The 15,547-nt window shown below is 44.0% G+C and carries 13 protein-coding genes; 5 read left to right on the forward strand and 8 right to left on the reverse strand.

The window, feature by feature from the left end:
• Window positions 1-15: 15 nt before the first annotated feature.
• The 7 genes from DQQ10_RS26615 to DQQ10_RS26645 all read right to left on the reverse strand — a co-directional run bounded on the left by DQQ10_RS26615 (window position 16) and on the right by DQQ10_RS26645 (window position 10,436).
• Entirely contained in the window at window positions 16-1,383 is a 1,368-nt protein-coding gene (locus DQQ10_RS26615) for an efflux RND transporter periplasmic adaptor subunit (protein ID WP_112750000.1), read from the reverse strand.
• 12 nt (window positions 1,384-1,395) lie between these two features.
• Complete coding sequence (locus DQQ10_RS26620) at window positions 1,396-2,859, reverse strand: TolC family protein (RefSeq protein WP_165824139.1); 1,464 nt, start codon at window positions 2,857-2,859, stop codon at window positions 1,396-1,398.
• Between the two features lie 5 nt (window positions 2,860-2,864).
• Window positions 2,865-3,542 carry an L-serine ammonia-lyase, iron-sulfur-dependent subunit beta gene (gene sdaAB, locus DQQ10_RS26625; RefSeq protein ID WP_112750002.1) on the reverse strand — a complete coding sequence of 226 codons (678 nt, stop codon included), beginning with the start codon at window positions 3,540-3,542 and terminating at the stop codon, window positions 2,865-2,867.
• Window positions 3,543-3,661: 119 nt separating this feature from the next.
• Window positions 3,662-4,126 (reverse strand): hypothetical protein, encoded by a 465-nt coding sequence (locus DQQ10_RS26630; protein ID WP_112750003.1) that lies wholly within the window; start codon window positions 4,124-4,126, stop codon window positions 3,662-3,664.
• Window positions 4,127-4,174: 48 nt separating this feature from the next.
• Window positions 4,175-7,252 (reverse strand): ATP-binding cassette domain-containing protein, encoded by a 3,078-nt coding sequence (locus tag DQQ10_RS26635; protein ID WP_112750004.1) that lies wholly within the window; start codon window positions 7,250-7,252, stop codon window positions 4,175-4,177.
• Between the two features lie 120 nt (window positions 7,253-7,372).
• Window positions 7,373-9,412, reverse strand: coding sequence for a carboxy terminal-processing peptidase (locus DQQ10_RS26640; RefSeq protein WP_112750005.1), 2,040 nt, complete (start codon window positions 9,410-9,412; stop codon window positions 7,373-7,375).
• A 133-nt stretch (window positions 9,413-9,545) separates the two neighbouring features.
• Complete coding sequence (locus DQQ10_RS26645) at window positions 9,546-10,436, reverse strand: hypothetical protein (RefSeq protein WP_245970554.1); 891 nt, start codon at window positions 10,434-10,436, stop codon at window positions 9,546-9,548.
• A gap of 68 nt (window positions 10,437-10,504) precedes the next feature.
• On the opposite strand from DQQ10_RS26645, the gene DQQ10_RS28040 reads away from it, so the two are divergent.
• On the forward strand, window positions 10,505-10,654 hold the full coding sequence (locus DQQ10_RS28040; protein ID WP_165824140.1) for a hypothetical protein: 150 nt from the start codon (window positions 10,505-10,507) through the stop codon (window positions 10,652-10,654).
• A 27-nt stretch (window positions 10,655-10,681) separates the two neighbouring features.
• Here the strand turns inward: DQQ10_RS28040 and DQQ10_RS26650 are convergent, their stop codons facing one another.
• Window positions 10,682-11,152, reverse strand: a complete 471-nt coding sequence (locus tag DQQ10_RS26650) for a pyrophosphohydrolase domain-containing protein (RefSeq protein ID WP_112750006.1) — start codon at window positions 11,150-11,152, stop codon at window positions 10,682-10,684.
• A gap of 263 nt (window positions 11,153-11,415) precedes the next feature.
• On the opposite strand from DQQ10_RS26650, the gene DQQ10_RS26655 reads away from it, so the two are divergent.
• From DQQ10_RS26655 to tyrS, 4 genes are all read left to right on the forward strand, one after another.
• Window positions 11,416-11,646: a hypothetical protein gene (locus DQQ10_RS26655; RefSeq protein WP_133259778.1), complete on the forward strand. Its 231-nt coding sequence runs from the start codon at window positions 11,416-11,418 to the stop codon at window positions 11,644-11,646.
• A gap of 148 nt (window positions 11,647-11,794) precedes the next feature.
• The gene (locus DQQ10_RS26660) at window positions 11,795-13,423 is read left to right on the forward strand and encodes a SulP family inorganic anion transporter (RefSeq protein WP_112750008.1); all 1,629 of its coding nucleotides are present in this window, start codon (window positions 11,795-11,797) and stop codon (window positions 13,421-13,423) included.
• A gap of 9 nt (window positions 13,424-13,432) precedes the next feature.
• Window positions 13,433-14,086 (forward strand): carbonate dehydratase, encoded by a 654-nt coding sequence (gene can / locus DQQ10_RS26665; protein WP_112750009.1) that lies wholly within the window; start codon window positions 13,433-13,435, stop codon window positions 14,084-14,086.
• 54 nt (window positions 14,087-14,140) lie between these two features.
• Window positions 14,141-15,400 carry a tyrosine--tRNA ligase gene (gene tyrS / locus DQQ10_RS26670; protein WP_112750010.1) on the forward strand — a complete coding sequence of 420 codons (1,260 nt, stop codon included), beginning with the start codon at window positions 14,141-14,143 and terminating at the stop codon, window positions 15,398-15,400.
• The last annotated feature ends 147 nt before the right edge of the window (window positions 15,401-15,547 follow it).

Consider the following 15,547-nt stretch of genomic DNA (forward strand, 5'->3'; position numbering starts at 1 on the left):
AACGAGGCTTTCACTTTACTTATTTTCTGCCGTCTTCGGTTTCGATTCCGGCTTCGGTTGAGTTTTTATTTTGTCACCATCTTTCAACCTTTTTGATACTGCCAAGAACGGGCCTGTGATAACTTCAGTGCTATCGGCAACACCGCTGACGATTTCAATATTGTCGTAATCGCTAATACCTGTTTTTACTTCGATCATCTTTGCTGTTCCGCCTTGGTTTACAAATACGACGGTTTGATCCTGACCTTTTGGCTTAGGCTTATCACTATTCTGAGCTTCGTCACTTGGAGGACCGTCCTTACCTTCTTCTTTCTTATCCGGGTTGCGCGTAGTTACTGCTGCCAACGGCACAGAAAGGATATTCTCTTTTTTCTGAGTCATGATATCAACGCTGGCTGTCATCCCCGGACGGAAAGGAACTTTACCTTGTGCGAGATCCTTATAAGATTCGTTATCGATCAGGATGCGAACTTCAAACTCGGTAATGGCGTCTGCGGAAACCTTATCCTTTGCCGTGTTTGCAATTAGCGTAACCTTCCCTTTAAATTCTTTCTTTTGACTAGAGTAAGCGTCTACATCGATGGCCACTTCATTGCCAACTTGCACGCGCACGATATCATTTTCATTCACATTTACGCGAACTTCCATTGCATTAAGATCCGCAATACGAAGCATTTCCGTTCCGGCCATTGTTTGTGTTCCTACCACCCGTTCCCCTTTCTTTACACTCAACTTAGACACGATACCGTCCATGGGCGCAAGAACGCTTGTAAGGCGCACGTTTTCTTGTGCTTCGCGTAAACTTGCCTCACTGCTTTTCACAATGAAACGACCTGCTTCTAGTGACTGCTTCGCAGACTTAAGGTCATTTTCAGCAATTTTAAAATTTTGCTGCGCGAGTTGCCAGTCAGCTTCTGAAATCACCTTCTCATTCCAGAGTTTTTCCTGACGCTTGAACTCTTGCTGCGCTCGGATGTAGGTTGCTTCTGCTCTCGATAACGCAGCTTCGGAAGACACTTGATTCGCGCGTTGCTGATTCAAGGCAGCTTCGGCGCGTTCCGCCTGCGAAACCCATGTATCTGGGCGAATTTTTACGAGTAACTGTCCTTTCTTTACGGAATCTCCTTCTTCCACGAGCAACTCACGGATTTCCCCGGAAACCTCCGGCGCCAGTTTTACTTCTGTAACAGGCTGCACAGTTCCCGATGCACTTACGCGTTCGGTGATCGTTACACGTTTCGCCTTGCTTAGTTCGACCTCAATGTCGCTGGTCTTACCTATCCATCCATTCATCTTGGCGATGACTAACACGCCGATAACAACGACGATGCCTATAATCACGCGCTTAAGAGTACGATTTGAATTCTTTGTCTGCTTTGCCATGGATGTAGATAATTAATAGATTGATTTTCCTTGATACAAATCCAAAACTTTCGTTCTGAAGATAAAGTCATATTTCGCTCTCAACAGATCTGATTTTGCCCGGTACAGATCGTTTTCTGAAACTTGATATTCTACGAAATTGATAGCGCCAATTTCGTATCGTTGTTTCATCATTCTGAAAGCTTCTTCACGCGCCTGTACTTGACGTGTATTCGCGTTGTAACTTTTCGACGACGCCACCGCATTGTTGTATGCCGTTTCAACATCTTGACGAAGGGTTTGTGCTGTTTCTGCAGCGCTTACTTTCGCCACTTCGCGTTGAATGACTGACCTTCTCACACTTGCGCGTGCTTGATAACTATTGAAAATCGGAATCGACAATTGGAGCGTTACGGTCCGATAAATGTTATCTTCGAATTGACGTCTCGCATTATAATTCTCCATATGTGAATTTTGCACATAGGTGTATACAGGCTGGCCATTTGACATTCCAATTGCAGCATCAAGATCTGCGACCCCATCACCATTCGAGTCGTCATAGAGGAAACGTCCCTCGTCGACAATTCGACGCGGACTCGCTGCGCTTGAGTAGTTTGTGTTGATGTTTCCGATCAAGCTCAATCGAGGATACAAATTTCCGCGTGCTGCTTTAACAGCAAATTCTGAACTTTGAACTTTATATTCAGCTGCCTTGATTTCAGGCATTACTTGTTTGGCAATATCGAAAACCTCATCGCGCGATTGTGTCAACATCACATCTTGCGGCTCAATGGCTGGAATCTCTACATCGAAAGGCTGCGACGCCGGAATCTGCAACGCCTGCTTTAATTGAAGTAGGGATAGCGCAAGCGCGTTCTCCTGCTGCACAAGATTAACCTCATTCGTAGCCACCTGCGCATCCAGGTTAAGCTCCTCCGATTTTGCTAAGGATCCGGCTGCTACTTGCTTCTTCGTTCTATCCAATTGCTGTTGACTTGACGCAAGTTGGTATTTCGCATTTTCAACTAACTCCTTATTAAAAACCACATTGATAAACAACGTAGCAACGTTGATGGTAATATCGTTTTTCGTTTTAGCCAAGTCTTGCTCGGCGGCAGCATTTGCAGTTCTCAACTGCTTGATGGCCGAATGAATTCGCATACCATTAAACAGCGGTAGGGATGCCTGCGCACCGATGTTAGATGAGTTAATCTGTTGGGTAACAAAGTCATTACTTACCGGATCAAGACCACGCCCCCAACTAGAGCCGTAAGACACCTGCCCATTCACAGATGGTAGTCGTGAATATTTCGCTTCATCATAATCTACCTCGCTTGTTTCGACGGCGTACGTACTCCGTTTAACGGTAAGGCTATTGGCCAATGCATAGTCAATACATTGCTTCAAGGTCCATTCCGTAGCGAGCGAGTCGACCTGTGCCGACGCCAGAAACGGAAGCGTGAAGAACGAAAGAATTAGAACTGATACTTTTTTCATTTTCATCAACGATCGATATCGGGTATATAAATTACTGCTTTAATCCAGCTAAGACTCCGAAGGTATTCTAATGTTACAGGCTTCAGACCAGAATCCATCTCGATTACCTGACAAGCCACGTCATTTTTACCTTTACGCGACACAGACATGGTTGCAATATTGCAGTCGTCATGGGCCAGCACATCGGCAATGAAGGCAATGCTGCCTTTCTTATCTTCGGCTGTTATAATTAGGGTATGCAAGTTCGCGCTAAAGTCGGCCTTAAAGCCATCCACTTCTGCAATATTGATAATCCCGCCTCCACGACTTTCGCCCAGAACTTCAACCTTTTTGTCTCCCTTTTGAAGGTTAAGACGGATGGTGTTGGGATGCAGCGTCGAAGCATTTCCTACCGACTTAAAATGATATTGTACGCCCTCCTGCCTAGCCAACGTCAACGAATCTTTGATTCGCTTATCATCAGTCTTAAAATCCAGTAGCCCGGCGATAATTGCTCTATCGCTCCCGTGGCCCTCATAAGTGCTTGCAAATGAGTTATAAAAAGTAATGTCTGCCACGTCAGGCTTCCCTCCCAGCAACTTGAACGCTACACGCGCAATGCGTACCACACCCGCGGTGTGAGAACTTGAAGGGCCAATCATTACAGGGCCGATCATATCAAAAACGCTACTTTTTTCTGCCATTGGTTAGAATGTGGAATCTGTCGTGATTGAATTTGAATCGTTACAAAAAATTGCAAAAAACCTTAAAAAAAATAAAGGCCAGTCTTTTTTTTTAACCGGCCTTGCTTTGTTTTTTATGTTTAATGCTCGTGATGATGGTCGTGCCCCTTGCCTCCGTACCACAAATTCTGAATCTCATGGAACAGGTCATGAAGCTTATTGAGTGCATCGCCAACGGCTTTGTCATCGCCAGATTTTACGAGATCGGCGAATGATGCCGTTCCATCTCTCAGGGCCTGCAACTTTGCCTTCGTCTCGTCATTGTTAACTTTCTCAGGGAGCGGTGCATTGAACCATTGCTCAGCAGAGACCTTCATGCTATCCGCAAGTGATTTTGCCGGCGCAAGGTTCATTGTATCCTTGTAAGGATGAAATGACGCCGCCATCAATTCATGAAATGCGTCCATCTCCTTCCACTCAGCATGTTCGTCGTGTGCGTGATCGTGTTTCTCTTCTTCCGCTTTAGCATCTTTCTTACCGCAAGACGCAATGGCCACCGCGAAGCATATCAGGGCGCCCAACATTAGATAATAATTTCTTTTCATTGATGTTTAGCCTTTGTTGCAAAAATAATAAAGCCCGACAAATGTATTCTATTTTATGCGGTATTTCCGGTGCCGCTCGAGCTTGTGCATAATGCGTTTTAATGCGTCGTAGTATAACGTGATATAGAGCAAGATGACCATCGACCAAATTACAGCCAGGTTGAAATACAACGTATCAAAGGTTTTTCCGGCAAAATGCTTTGTCGGTTGATAGAGGCTTGCCGAAAAATCAAGGAAATGAGAAGGATGATGTTCGTCTTGATAAATCGGATAAAGCTTTTGAATCAACCGACCATCATACTCCAAAATACGCTCGGGACTTGTTGTGTTCTTGACCGCATCAATCACCGATTTGTTTGTATAACGTTCACGGGCACTTGCATACTCCTCCGACAGTTCTGGTGTGGAGGTTAAGGAATCTATCAAATGTTCTTTCGCCTCGGCAGCTTTATTCAGGCGATTGGCATAAAACTGTTTTAAAGTAGACAAGAAATTGGAAGCCTTATTCGCCACCAAGGAATCAAATTTTCCGATGGTCAGCAGGTCAACTTCTGGAAACTTATCCTTACCGACAAGTTCCAACTCATTGGTGATCTCGTGATGAACCAGTGCCAAGTTACCCACCATTTTTTCGTTGCGGGTGTTGCGCCAGTCGCCACGATGATTGAGACAATACGCCAGTTTTGATTCCAACGCCGGGATGTAGTACACACGTTTATACTCTGCTATCGCGGCCGTTTTATCCCATTCGTAAAATTGTTTTTCGAATGCGTTGTCTTTAAACTGCGTTACCATGTACGCCTCGAACGCCCATCGCGAAGCCATCACTTCGCCGATTACGGGAATACCCACTGGCTTTCCTACACGCGGATTAAACTTATCGAAACTAATCACCACACCACTCAAAAGGAGCTGCGGAATAATGAGAATGGGAATAAGAATGTAAATGGTTACAGCCGAATTAAAGGAGGCTGAAATATTCAACCCAAGCATGTTAGCAAAACACGCCGCCGAGAATAGGATAACCCAATACCTCGTTTCAAGCACAGGAATTTCAAGAATAGCATTTCCGATAACCGTGAACAGCAACGTCTGCGCTGCGGAAATAACGAACAAGATAAGCACCTTAGACACCAAATAGCTGCTCCTGCTCAAGTGTAAGAACTGTTCCCGTTTCAGAATCTTCCGATCACGAAAAATCTCTTCGGCGCTCAAGGTTAATCCAAAGAACAACGCCACGACAACACTCATAAAAAAGTAAACCGGCACGTTGTGGTTATGATAGAAACTATACTCCGGCGTACTATCAAGCACGTTGTAATACTTTACCATGAATGCGATAAAGAATGCCAACACGGGAGCTTCTAAAATATTGATGTATAAATATTGCTTATTGGCAAACTTCGCCAGCACGTCCCTTGTGGCAAACACCTTCAATTGGCTGAACCAATTGGGTATTTCCTGCGCAACGCTCAGTGTAGCTTGGGTATGTTCGACCCTACCGACACGAATCTTTTGTTTGAAGTATTGATACCACTGCCCTGGCGAAACTTTGCGCGTATTGGTGAGACGACCATACTCGTTTACAATTTTCGTCTCAATGATACTGAAAATCTGCTCTGGATTGATATTACCACACTCCGGACAAGGGCCTGGCGTTTTGTTAGCCGCATGGATGATTTCGTGAAAATAGATCACAGCCTCAACCGGGTTGCCATAATAAATCTGAAAGCCGCCAACATCCATGATGATCAAACTATCGAACATCTTGAAAATATCGGACGACGGCTGATGAATCACCACGAATACCATCTTCCCACGAAGTGCAAGTTCCTTCAATAAGTCCATGATATTTTCGGAATCCCGCGACGAAAGCCCTGATGTTGGTTCATCAACAAAAAGAATGGTAGGCTCTCGCAAAAGCTCCAGTGCAATATTTAATCGCTTCCGTTGGCCACCGCTGATTGTTTTCTGCAACGGCGAGCCAACCTTCAAATCTTTAATTTCGGTAAGCCCCAGATTCATCAACACACGTACGACAAGTTCCATGATTTGTCGCTCTGTGTAATGCCCGAAGCAAAGTTTCGCAGCGTAGTATAAGTTTTCGAATACACTCAGATCTTCGATGAGTAAATCATCTTGAGGAACATAACCTATGATTCCCTGAACTTTTTCAGGGTGCTCATGAATGTTTATTCCATTAATCAACACGCGACCACTGGACGGTTTCTCCGTTCCATTAAGAACATTTAGCAGCGTTGACTTACCCGAGCCACTGGCGCCCATCAAGCCGATCAATTTCCCACCTTGCTCAGCGATGTTGATATTTTGAATTCCGGCACGACCACTTTTGAAATGGTAAAAAATATGATCTGCCGTAAACGTAATTTGAGATTTGCTATGATCGATGAGGAATTTCCCAACGATGTCGCTATAGTAGATTGGTCCGACTTTATCGCCGCGGATCGTACTTCCCGTCGGAAAGACATCAATCTTCCGGCTTTTCAGGAGTATACTATTCAGATACAGCGTGGTAATACCCAAATATTTGATAAAGTATGCCTCGGCATCCGGAAGTCTTAAAACAGCAATAAGACCTGTCAGGTCTTTCTCTATCAACCTCGGGCCGATATAATCTCCAGAACCTTCGTCGACGATGAGAACATTCTTGGAAGCAAGCTCATCAATGTCTTGCCCCATGACAAATTGCTGAAGGGCATGCACATCAGACTGCGGAATTTTCAGCGCTTGCCCGATGTAAAAGATCAGGTTTCCTTGCCGGTCAGAAATCTCATTGTCAGCTGTAACGAGTTCAATGATCTTGACAATGAGTACCAGCTTCTGCTGCATCGTCAAGGCTTGATTAACCTTCTTAACGATCTGCATGATCTTGGCCCAATCGTCAACGAATTGTTGCGTGTCGGCATCTAGACTCAACTCCTGATTTACGCCGGACTCCTGTGCCTGACAGAATTCATCAAACAGCTTGAGATAGTAGCTGGTTGCCTCACGATTCAGGTGAAGACTTAAAAACTCTTTAATATTCGTTCGCTCATCTTCGGTGATCCGTTCGCGGGCAACGATTGCAAAAAGTTGAATGATGGCTTTGAGTAGTTCTTCACTCATGAGTTATCCTAAGCAGCCCGAAAATAATAATTTGATCCAAATAACACTTATTCTTATGGCATCGGATACAAAAAAAGGGAACGAATTTTCGCTCCCTTCTTTTATGCTAGCAGATTGAGGTCATCCAATCTTGGAAGTGATCAAATCGCCAAGTACGAACAAGCCTTCGCGAAGGTATTCATCATCAAGATCTTCTAAACCGCCAGAATTGACTTTCTTATTTTCACCGCCAATCTCAGTGCTCATGGCAGCATTCTGTTTCTTTTTCTCAGCTTCCTCGATTTCTTTCTTCCGCACAGCCTCATTCAATGATATACGTGTCTCTTTGTAGCTATTCCTAACTTCTTCTGTATCGGTAACAAAGCGATGAAGAATTTGATCAGACTTCAAACGCTCCTGATAGGACTTATTCAATCCTGTAATCACGCGATCGGTAATCACTGGTGTCTTTTGAAACAACGTCCCGCGGATTTCATCCCATGGAAGCGCACTTGGACTAGCGCTTTCACCAAACTGCTCCGGGTCTAACGCTGTTGGCAATTTCACATCGGGTGTTACCCCTTTATTTTGGGTGCTACTTCCCGTAACACGATAGAACTTCTGGAACGTCAATTTCAACTCTCCTACCTGTTCTTCATCGTTGATAAACCTACTAAGGTCAATTACAGTCTGCACAGTTCCTTTGCCGAAAGTAGACTCGCCTACCACCACACCACGGTGATAATCTTGGATTGCGCCTGCAAAAATTTCGGAAGCTGAAGCACTAAATCGGTTCGTCATTACCACCAACGGTCCGTTGTAGACGACCCCTGGATCATCGTCGGCACCCACTTCTATTCTATTTGCTGAATTTTTCACTTGCACCACTGGGCCGTCTTTAATAAACAACCCGGTGAGATCGATCGCTTCGGTCAGTGATCCTCCGCCATTATTACGAAGGTCCAACACTAAGCCATCAACTTTCTCGGCTTGAAGCTCTTTGATCAACCTTTGAACATCGCGAGTGGTACTCATGTAGTTAGGATCTCCTTTTTGATACGCTTCAAAATCCATGTAAAAGCTTGGAAGCGTAATTACGCCGAGTTTCAAATCCTTCCCATCTTTTGTATAGCGCTTCACATCTTTTTGAGCGCGTTGGTCTTCGAGTTTAATTTTATCGCGAACAATCACAATCGTTTTTGATGGCCCCGACATCCCTGTTTCAGATGGTAAGATCTGAAGTTTCACCTTTGTTCCTTTAGGACCTTTGATCAACTTCACCACTTCATCTAAACGCCATCCCACCACATCAACCAGTGGCCCGTCTTCACCTTGTCCTACAGCTGTAATTTTATCGCCTGCGTGTATGAGGTCACTTTTTTGAGCAGGCCCACCATTGATGATCTCGGCTACCTTGGTATAATCGTTTTCAATTTGCAAACGTGCACCAATACCTTCTAACGATAAGCTCATGCTTTGTTTAAACAAGTCGGCTGCTTTTGGAGAAAAGTAGTTGGTATGTGGGTCATACGCTTCTGTTACCGTATTCATATAGAGACTGAATACGTCTTCTGTGTTAAACTGCACGATATTCTTTTGGAATCGTTCGTAACGATCGCGCAACGTCTTTTCTATTTCAGGTTGCGTTTTACCTGCAAGCTTTAAGCTTAACGCTTGACTCTTAATCAACTTACGCCATACTTCATTCAATTCTTGTTCGTTCTTGCACCAAGGTTCTTTATCACGATCCGTTTCATAATCCTCTTGCGCAGAATAGTCGAAAGTCTGATTGATCAGCTTATTGAATACGTATGTCATTCGTTCATCGAAACGTTTCCTGAAAAGCGCATACACTTCATACGCAATGCTCACATCTTCGGCCTTGATTTGGTCGTCGAGTTTTGTTCTGTATTTTTCAAACGTCTGAATATCTGAAGTAGTGAAATACGTTTTATTATTATCCAGATTCTTGATCAACTCAGTTAAGATCACACTCGACAAAGAATCGTTCAGTGCAATTTTACGATAATGGTTGTTATCCAGAAGATACGCTATAGCCTTCGCTTCTTTCCCATAGACCGCTTTCGGTTTTAGTCGCGTTGTGTCGGCTACATTTGCTTGCGCCAGGCTGGTGACCATTAGGGTCAAACCCATAAGCCCTGCTAATACTTTTTTCTTCATCTTTCCCACGATTAATGTAATACTTAGGCAAAATCCATGCCTTTCCCTTCTAAACGTCCATGCTATCAAGCAGGCCATGTTTTTTACATAACTACAACGAAAAACGTTTCAATCGGCGATAAAATTCTCCAGATCAAGACACTTTTTCGGCGTCGTATTCTTCTAAAAACTTCTGCGCCTGCTCGATGTTTGAAAAATCAAAGAATTTTTTCCCTGCGACATTGGAATGTATTTCCACGCGCACCAAATCAATATTCTTGTTCTTTCTAAAGCTGTGTTCCGTTGCCGCTTTATAATCGCCAGCTTCTTTTGTTGATATATTGTACGCGGTTGCACGTACCGACTTGCAATACGAGCACTGAAAATGCTTAATCAACTCGCCGTTAGCATCCTTGCTTGGATGGCGTGTGATTTCTTCTTTCACGACACGCATCGTATAAAATCCACAGCTATTGCACTTCAACGCTTGCAGGTGACCGGGATATTTATCAATTCTAATTTCGCCTGAACTTTCATCAAGCCACACATCATAATCGATAGAGAACACATTTTCTTCGGCTTGCATCCCTTCTTCCAGGTGAACATCCTCTTCATCCTCGCTTAATAACCTCATCTTACCACCGGCTTTACTCGGACGAGATAAATAGCGCCACTTCCGAAGCTTTTTATTCAACACGGTTGGATAGTAATAATCAAGCACAAGCGCCGCTACGTAAGCAATTAAAGTTCCGCCCGCAATAGACATGAAGAGTCGTACAAAGAACCAGACCTCGACCGTCTTCAATTTGCTCATCCCGTAAAGGTTTATCACCATTGCTGCAGCGATGGCGAAGCAAAGAAAAACGCGCTTATACGTTTTGATTTCATATTGATTGATGTAGTCGTACTTCGCTTTGTAATCTTGGATTGTTGTTACACGAAGTTTGTGTAAGAGGTAGATCAATATGCCCAAGCCGGCAATCACAAGTGCGCCAGAGAGCATAATGGTATTCCATATGTCGAGAAATGTATTTGTGGTTTCCATTCGTCTTAGTTAGTAATTTTAAATATAATTTATAAAAACGAAATCACCACCTATCTCGATATAAGACCATGTTCAAAAAGATTGTTTTTAAAACACTCGCGCGCATCAACAGAGCAATACTGCCGCGCTATAGTAAGCGCGACATTAACCGCCTATCAAATGTCGACAAGGTATTGGTTGCCTACCGTTACTGGGTCACAAAGAATGCCCTGGACTAACCCTTTAAAGGACAGTCTATCAACCCTTTACTTGAGAACTATCGATTCGAGTTCGGCAGGACTGTACTGGATTGACTTAATGGTTTTATTGTCAGCCTTGCGATACACTAACCACTTCCCTGCTTCCTCTTTGTAGTAACATTCGGTGCCATCTTTTTTTAAATAGTGTTCAACTGTGGCTTTCGCTTCTTCTTCAGAGTTACAAGCCTTACTCATATTTGAGCGTTGAACTTCTTCGAACAGCGCCGCGAACTTTTCAGCAAGACCGAACTCTAAAATTGCACCCGACAATACGTATTGAAGATCACACAACGCATCGGCTACACCTACGATATCTTTTTCCAAGATGGCCACTTCAAGTTCTTTTAGTTCTTCTGCCAACAGTGCCACACGCAGCTTACACCGATCTTCATGGGGTATGGTGGGCGTATTGAGCACTGGATGTTTAAATGTTTGATGGAATTGTGCGACTAGGTTTAGCGCGTCGGGCTGTTTCATAGGTAAGATTAAATCTATATTAAAGTTTTCGTCCTTCGGTGACCACAACTGATCAGGTCGAATTCACCATTGATCCGGGTTTGATCAGCATTCATAAAACGGAAAGGTAACTAATTTAAAAAAATGACGTATTTTTGAACATGAAAATGTTTAGGACCATATTCTGTCGGAAGATAATGACCGTGATTACGGGTCTTCTGGTTATGAATATGAGTTTGTTTCTCGCTGAAGTCGAAGCTCTTAAGCTTCTAAATGACGGCCAGATGAAAGTAAACATTTACAAGCTCCTTGCTGGCGCGGCGAATGAAGAGGAAAAGGATTTCTCAAAATCCGTTGAAGAAGAATCCGTTGCCAAAGAGACAGTCTTATTCACACCAGCCTTACATGATTTTTCCAGCACGAAGGAGTCTAAGAAAATGACGCTGCACTGCTGGACCACTTTCGACACAAAAGCTGCTTATCGCGAAACACTCTCCCCGCCGCCTAAGGCATAATTCATGCTGCAACATCTCGCAGCCTTCTCCTTTTAGATTTTTTTGAATTATCTGACTTCCAAAATCAACAGGGGCTAGTATGATTGCTTTAATCGGTCATGCGCGCTTCGTCTGAAATTGGCTGTCGCCTACATTATCTTTTTTCAAAATGCGCAATGTTTCGAATCCCTTTGGGAACCTTCAATATGATTTGCCGGCAAGTATCGTTGTATTTCTTGTCGCCCTTCCCCTCTGCTTAGGAATAGCTCTCGCCAGTGGTGCCCCGATTTTGGCGGGTATCATCGCGGGGATTATCGGTGGTATCGTGATCGGATCACTTAGCGGCTCTAACTTGAGCGTGAGTGGTCCCGCAGCTGGGTTGATCTCTATCGTTATCGCTGCTATTCACGACCTCGGTTCCTATCAAGCTTTCCTCCTTGCTGTGATGTTTGGTGGCATTCTCCAATTCTTTTTGGGTGTTTTCCGAGCCGGTACGATCGGAGCTTTCTTTCCTTCATCCGTCATTCGGGGTATGCTCGCGGCGATCGGACTTATTCTTATTCTAAAACAGATACCCCATGCGTTGGGATACGACAAGGATTATGAAGGTGATGAAACATTCATCCAACAAGATGGACAAAACACTTTCTCTGAAATCATAAACGCCGCGAGCAAAGTAACGCCCGGCGCGATTATCATTTCGCTCACGGCGATCATTATCTTGATTTTATGGGATAAGCCGGCAATCAAGAAAAACAAGGTACTCAAGTTCATTCCCGGTCCACTCATCGCGGTGATTGTTGGTATCGTATTGAATACATTGTTCAATCAGTTTTCCGACGGCCTAGCCTTAGCGCAAGAACACCTTGTGAGTCTCCAATCTGTTCGAAACTTCTCAGAATTTGTAGGGCTGTTTACGCTTCCAGATTTCTCACAAGTTTCTAACCCGTTGATCTACAAAGTAGCGGTTACACTTGCTTTGGTTGCCAGTCTCGAAAGTCTTCTTAGCATCGAGGCCGCCGATAAGTTGGATCAATTCAAGAGGTCAACGCCATTGAATCGAGAACTTCGTTCACAAGGTATCGGTAACACTATATCAGGATTGCTCGGCGGGCTTCCGATCACAGCCGTAATTGTTCGCTCTTCTGCCAACATCAACGCTGGCGCAAGGACAAAGCTTTCTACTATCGTTCATGGCACGCTCCTGCTGTCGACAGTAATCTTGATTCCAACTGTCCTCAACATGATTCCTTTGTCGGCTCTCGCCGCGATCCTGTTGATGACCGGTTACAAATTAACATCGCCTTCGATCTACCGAGATTTCTTCCGTAAAGGTTGGGACCAATTTCTTCCTTTCATCATCACCGTACTCGCTATTCTGTTCACCGACTTATTGGTAGGTATCGCAGTTGGTATGGTCGTCGGATTATTCTTTGTGGTACGGTCGAATATTCGCGGCAGTCACCATCATGAAAATGGCGTTGACGGAAATGGGAATGGAAGATTTTCAATTTTCAAAAAGATTAAGTCTGCAATCACGATTATGAAACAGGGCGAGAAGTATTTGATCAAACTCAACAAGGATGTTTCATTCTTGAATCGCTCAGTACTTCGTCAGACATTCGAACGTATTCCGGAAGGTTCAACACTCGTCATCGACAGTGAGCATGCCGAATACATTGACAACGATATTCGAAATACCATCGATGATTTTATACAAGACGCGCCGTCACGAAACATTGCTGTGACGATGAAAAAAGAGCATGGTCAACTCGTTAAAGAACACCAAACACATTAAGAAACACACATGGAATCCTATAAAAAACTATTAGCACAAAATAAAGCCTGGGCAAACGATCGTATAAAATCGGACAGCGAGTATTTCGCTCGACATGCAACGACACAAACGCCGGAATTTCTTTGGATCGGTTGTTCGGACAGTCGGGTTCCAGCAAATGAAGTAACAGGTACTGAGCCTGGCGATATATTCGTTCATCGAAATATTGCCAATCTTGTTATTCATACTGACATGAACGTACTGAGCGTGCTTCAATATGCCGTTCAAGTATTGAAAGTCAAGAACATTATCGTATGTGGTCATTATGGATGCGGTGGTGTTAGAGCCGCCATGACCAATCAAGATCTTGGCTTGCTCAACAAATGGCTGCGCAACATCAAGGATACCTATAGAATTCACCGTAACGAGCTTGAGGCGATTCCGAATTTCGATGACCGTGCGGATCGTTTAACTGAATTGAATGTTGTAGAGCAATGTATGAACCTTGCCAAGACGTCGGTGATCCAGCAGGCGTGGCGCGAGGGACAGCGCCCGAACATTCATGGATGGGTATATCACATTGAAAACGGCATTTTAGATGAGGTCTGCATGCTTGATTCAAATTCGGAGGTAGACCCCATTTATCGCTATGAAGCGCCTGTTTTTCAGTACGCTGAAGATTAGGCAACGATTTATTAATCCGCAGGCAAATTCTATATTTGCGCCAGTTTAATAGCGATGAAGAATTTTGTAGAAGAATTACGCTGGCGCGGCATGTTACATGATATCATGCCAGGTACAGAGGAGCAACTTTCGAAAGAAAGCACAGCAGGATATATTGGATTTGACCCAACGGCCGATTCGTTACACATCGGGCATTTGGTTCAGATCATGACACTTATGCACTTCCAGCGCTGCGGGCACAAGCCTGTAGCCCTGGTGGGTGGTGCCACCGGAATGGTAGGCGATCCTTCAGGAAAATCTGCAGAACGCAATCTGCTTTCCGAAGAAATTCTAAGACACAACGAATCATGTGTCAAAAAGCAACTCGAAAAGTTTTTGGATTTCACGGGTACGTCAGGTGCCGAGATGGTCAATAACTACGACTGGTTCAAAGAGTTTAAATTCTTGGATTTCATTCGCGACGTTGGCAAGCACATCACCGTTAATTACATGACCTCTAAGGATTCTGTTCAAAAGCGCCTCGAGTCTGGATTATCTTTTACAGAGTTCACGTATCAGCTCGTGCAAGGATATGATTTCTATTGGTTGAATCAGAACAAGAATTGCAAGTTGCAAATGGGCGGCTCGGATCAGTGGGGAAATATTACGACTGGTACTGAATTGATCAGAAGAAAATCAGGAGGCGATGCCTTTGCATTAACGACAAAACTCATCAAGAAAGCTGACGGCACGAAGTTCGGAAAAACAGAAGGCGGAAATGTATGGCTTGACCCAGCAAAAACGTCACCTTATCAGTTCTACCAGTTTTGGCGAAACGTAGCTGATGCCGATATCGCAAACTTCATTCGCATTTTCACTTTCAAAAATCAAGAGGAGATTGCAGCGCTGGAAGCCGATGGTAATCCAAATACGTTGAAGAAAGCATTGGCAGAAGATATTACAGCACGTGTACACAGTCCTGAGGCGTTGCAACATGCACTCAATACGACAGACATTCTTTTTGGTTCTTCCTTCGAGAGATTCACTCAGCTTACGCCAGCAGATATCGAAGATGCCTTTGACCAAAATGCAACGTACCGTTTAAGCAAATCCATCCTCGCACCCGACGTTGACACCGTGAGTTTGTTAGGTGAACTCACCACGATTTATAAATCTAAAGGAGAAGCAAGAAAAGCAATTCAGGGTAATGGTGTAAGTCTTAACAAGCAGAAGATTACGCTAGACAAAAAAGTTACCAACGAAGATTTGCTTCATGGGAAATACATGCTTGCTCAAAAAGGAAAGAAAGATTACTTCCTGGTGATCATCGAATAACGCATAATCATTATAAAAGCAAAAGAGGCTGTCTCAAAAGGGCAGCCTCTTCTTTTGTGTATGGATAAAAAAAAAGAAGAGAACGTGAGTCCTCTTCTAGTTGCAAGTCGTTATCTTGCTTGTGTGTACTAAAACAAAAGTAGTCTT

It is taken from the genome of Pseudochryseolinea flava (assembly GCF_003286915.1).
Classification (GTDB): domain Bacteria; phylum Bacteroidota; class Bacteroidia; order Cytophagales; family Cyclobacteriaceae; genus Ohtaekwangia; species Ohtaekwangia flava.

Bases quoted from the DNA above. Each gene is read 5' to 3' on its own strand.
- DQQ10_RS26615 (WP_112750000.1), bottom strand. From the start codon at position 1,383: ATGGCAAAGCAGACAAAGAATTCAAATCGTACTCTTAAGCGCGTGATT.
- DQQ10_RS26620 (WP_165824139.1), bottom strand. From the start codon at position 2,859: ATGAAAAAAGTATCAGTTCTAATTCTTTCGTTCTTCACGCTTCCGTTT.
- sdaAB (WP_112750002.1), bottom strand. From the start codon at position 3,542: ATGGCAGAAAAAAGTAGCGTTTTTGATATGATCGGCCCTGTAATGATT.
- DQQ10_RS26630 (WP_112750003.1), bottom strand. From the start codon at position 4,126: ATGAAAAGAAATTATTATCTAATGTTGGGCGCCCTGATATGCTTCGCG.
- DQQ10_RS26635 (WP_112750004.1), bottom strand. From the start codon at position 7,252: ATGAGTGAAGAACTACTCAAAGCCATCATTCAACTTTTTGCAATCGTT.
- DQQ10_RS26640 (WP_112750005.1), bottom strand. From the start codon at position 9,412: ATGAAGAAAAAAGTATTAGCAGGGCTTATGGGTTTGACCCTAATGGTC.
- DQQ10_RS26645 (WP_245970554.1), bottom strand. From the start codon at position 10,436: ATGGAAACCACAAATACATTTCTCGACATATGGAATACCATTATGCTC.
- DQQ10_RS28040 (WP_165824140.1), top strand. From the start codon at position 10,505: ATGTTCAAAAAGATTGTTTTTAAAACACTCGCGCGCATCAACAGAGCA.
- DQQ10_RS26650 (WP_112750006.1), bottom strand. From the start codon at position 11,152: ATGAAACAGCCCGACGCGCTAAACCTAGTCGCACAATTCCATCAAACA.
- DQQ10_RS26655 (WP_133259778.1), top strand. From the start codon at position 11,416: ATGAAAGTAAACATTTACAAGCTCCTTGCTGGCGCGGCGAATGAAGAG.
- DQQ10_RS26660 (WP_112750008.1), top strand. From the start codon at position 11,795: ATGCGCAATGTTTCGAATCCCTTTGGGAACCTTCAATATGATTTGCCG.
- can (WP_112750009.1), top strand. From the start codon at position 13,433: ATGGAATCCTATAAAAAACTATTAGCACAAAATAAAGCCTGGGCAAAC.
- tyrS (WP_112750010.1), top strand. From the start codon at position 14,141: ATGAAGAATTTTGTAGAAGAATTACGCTGGCGCGGCATGTTACATGAT.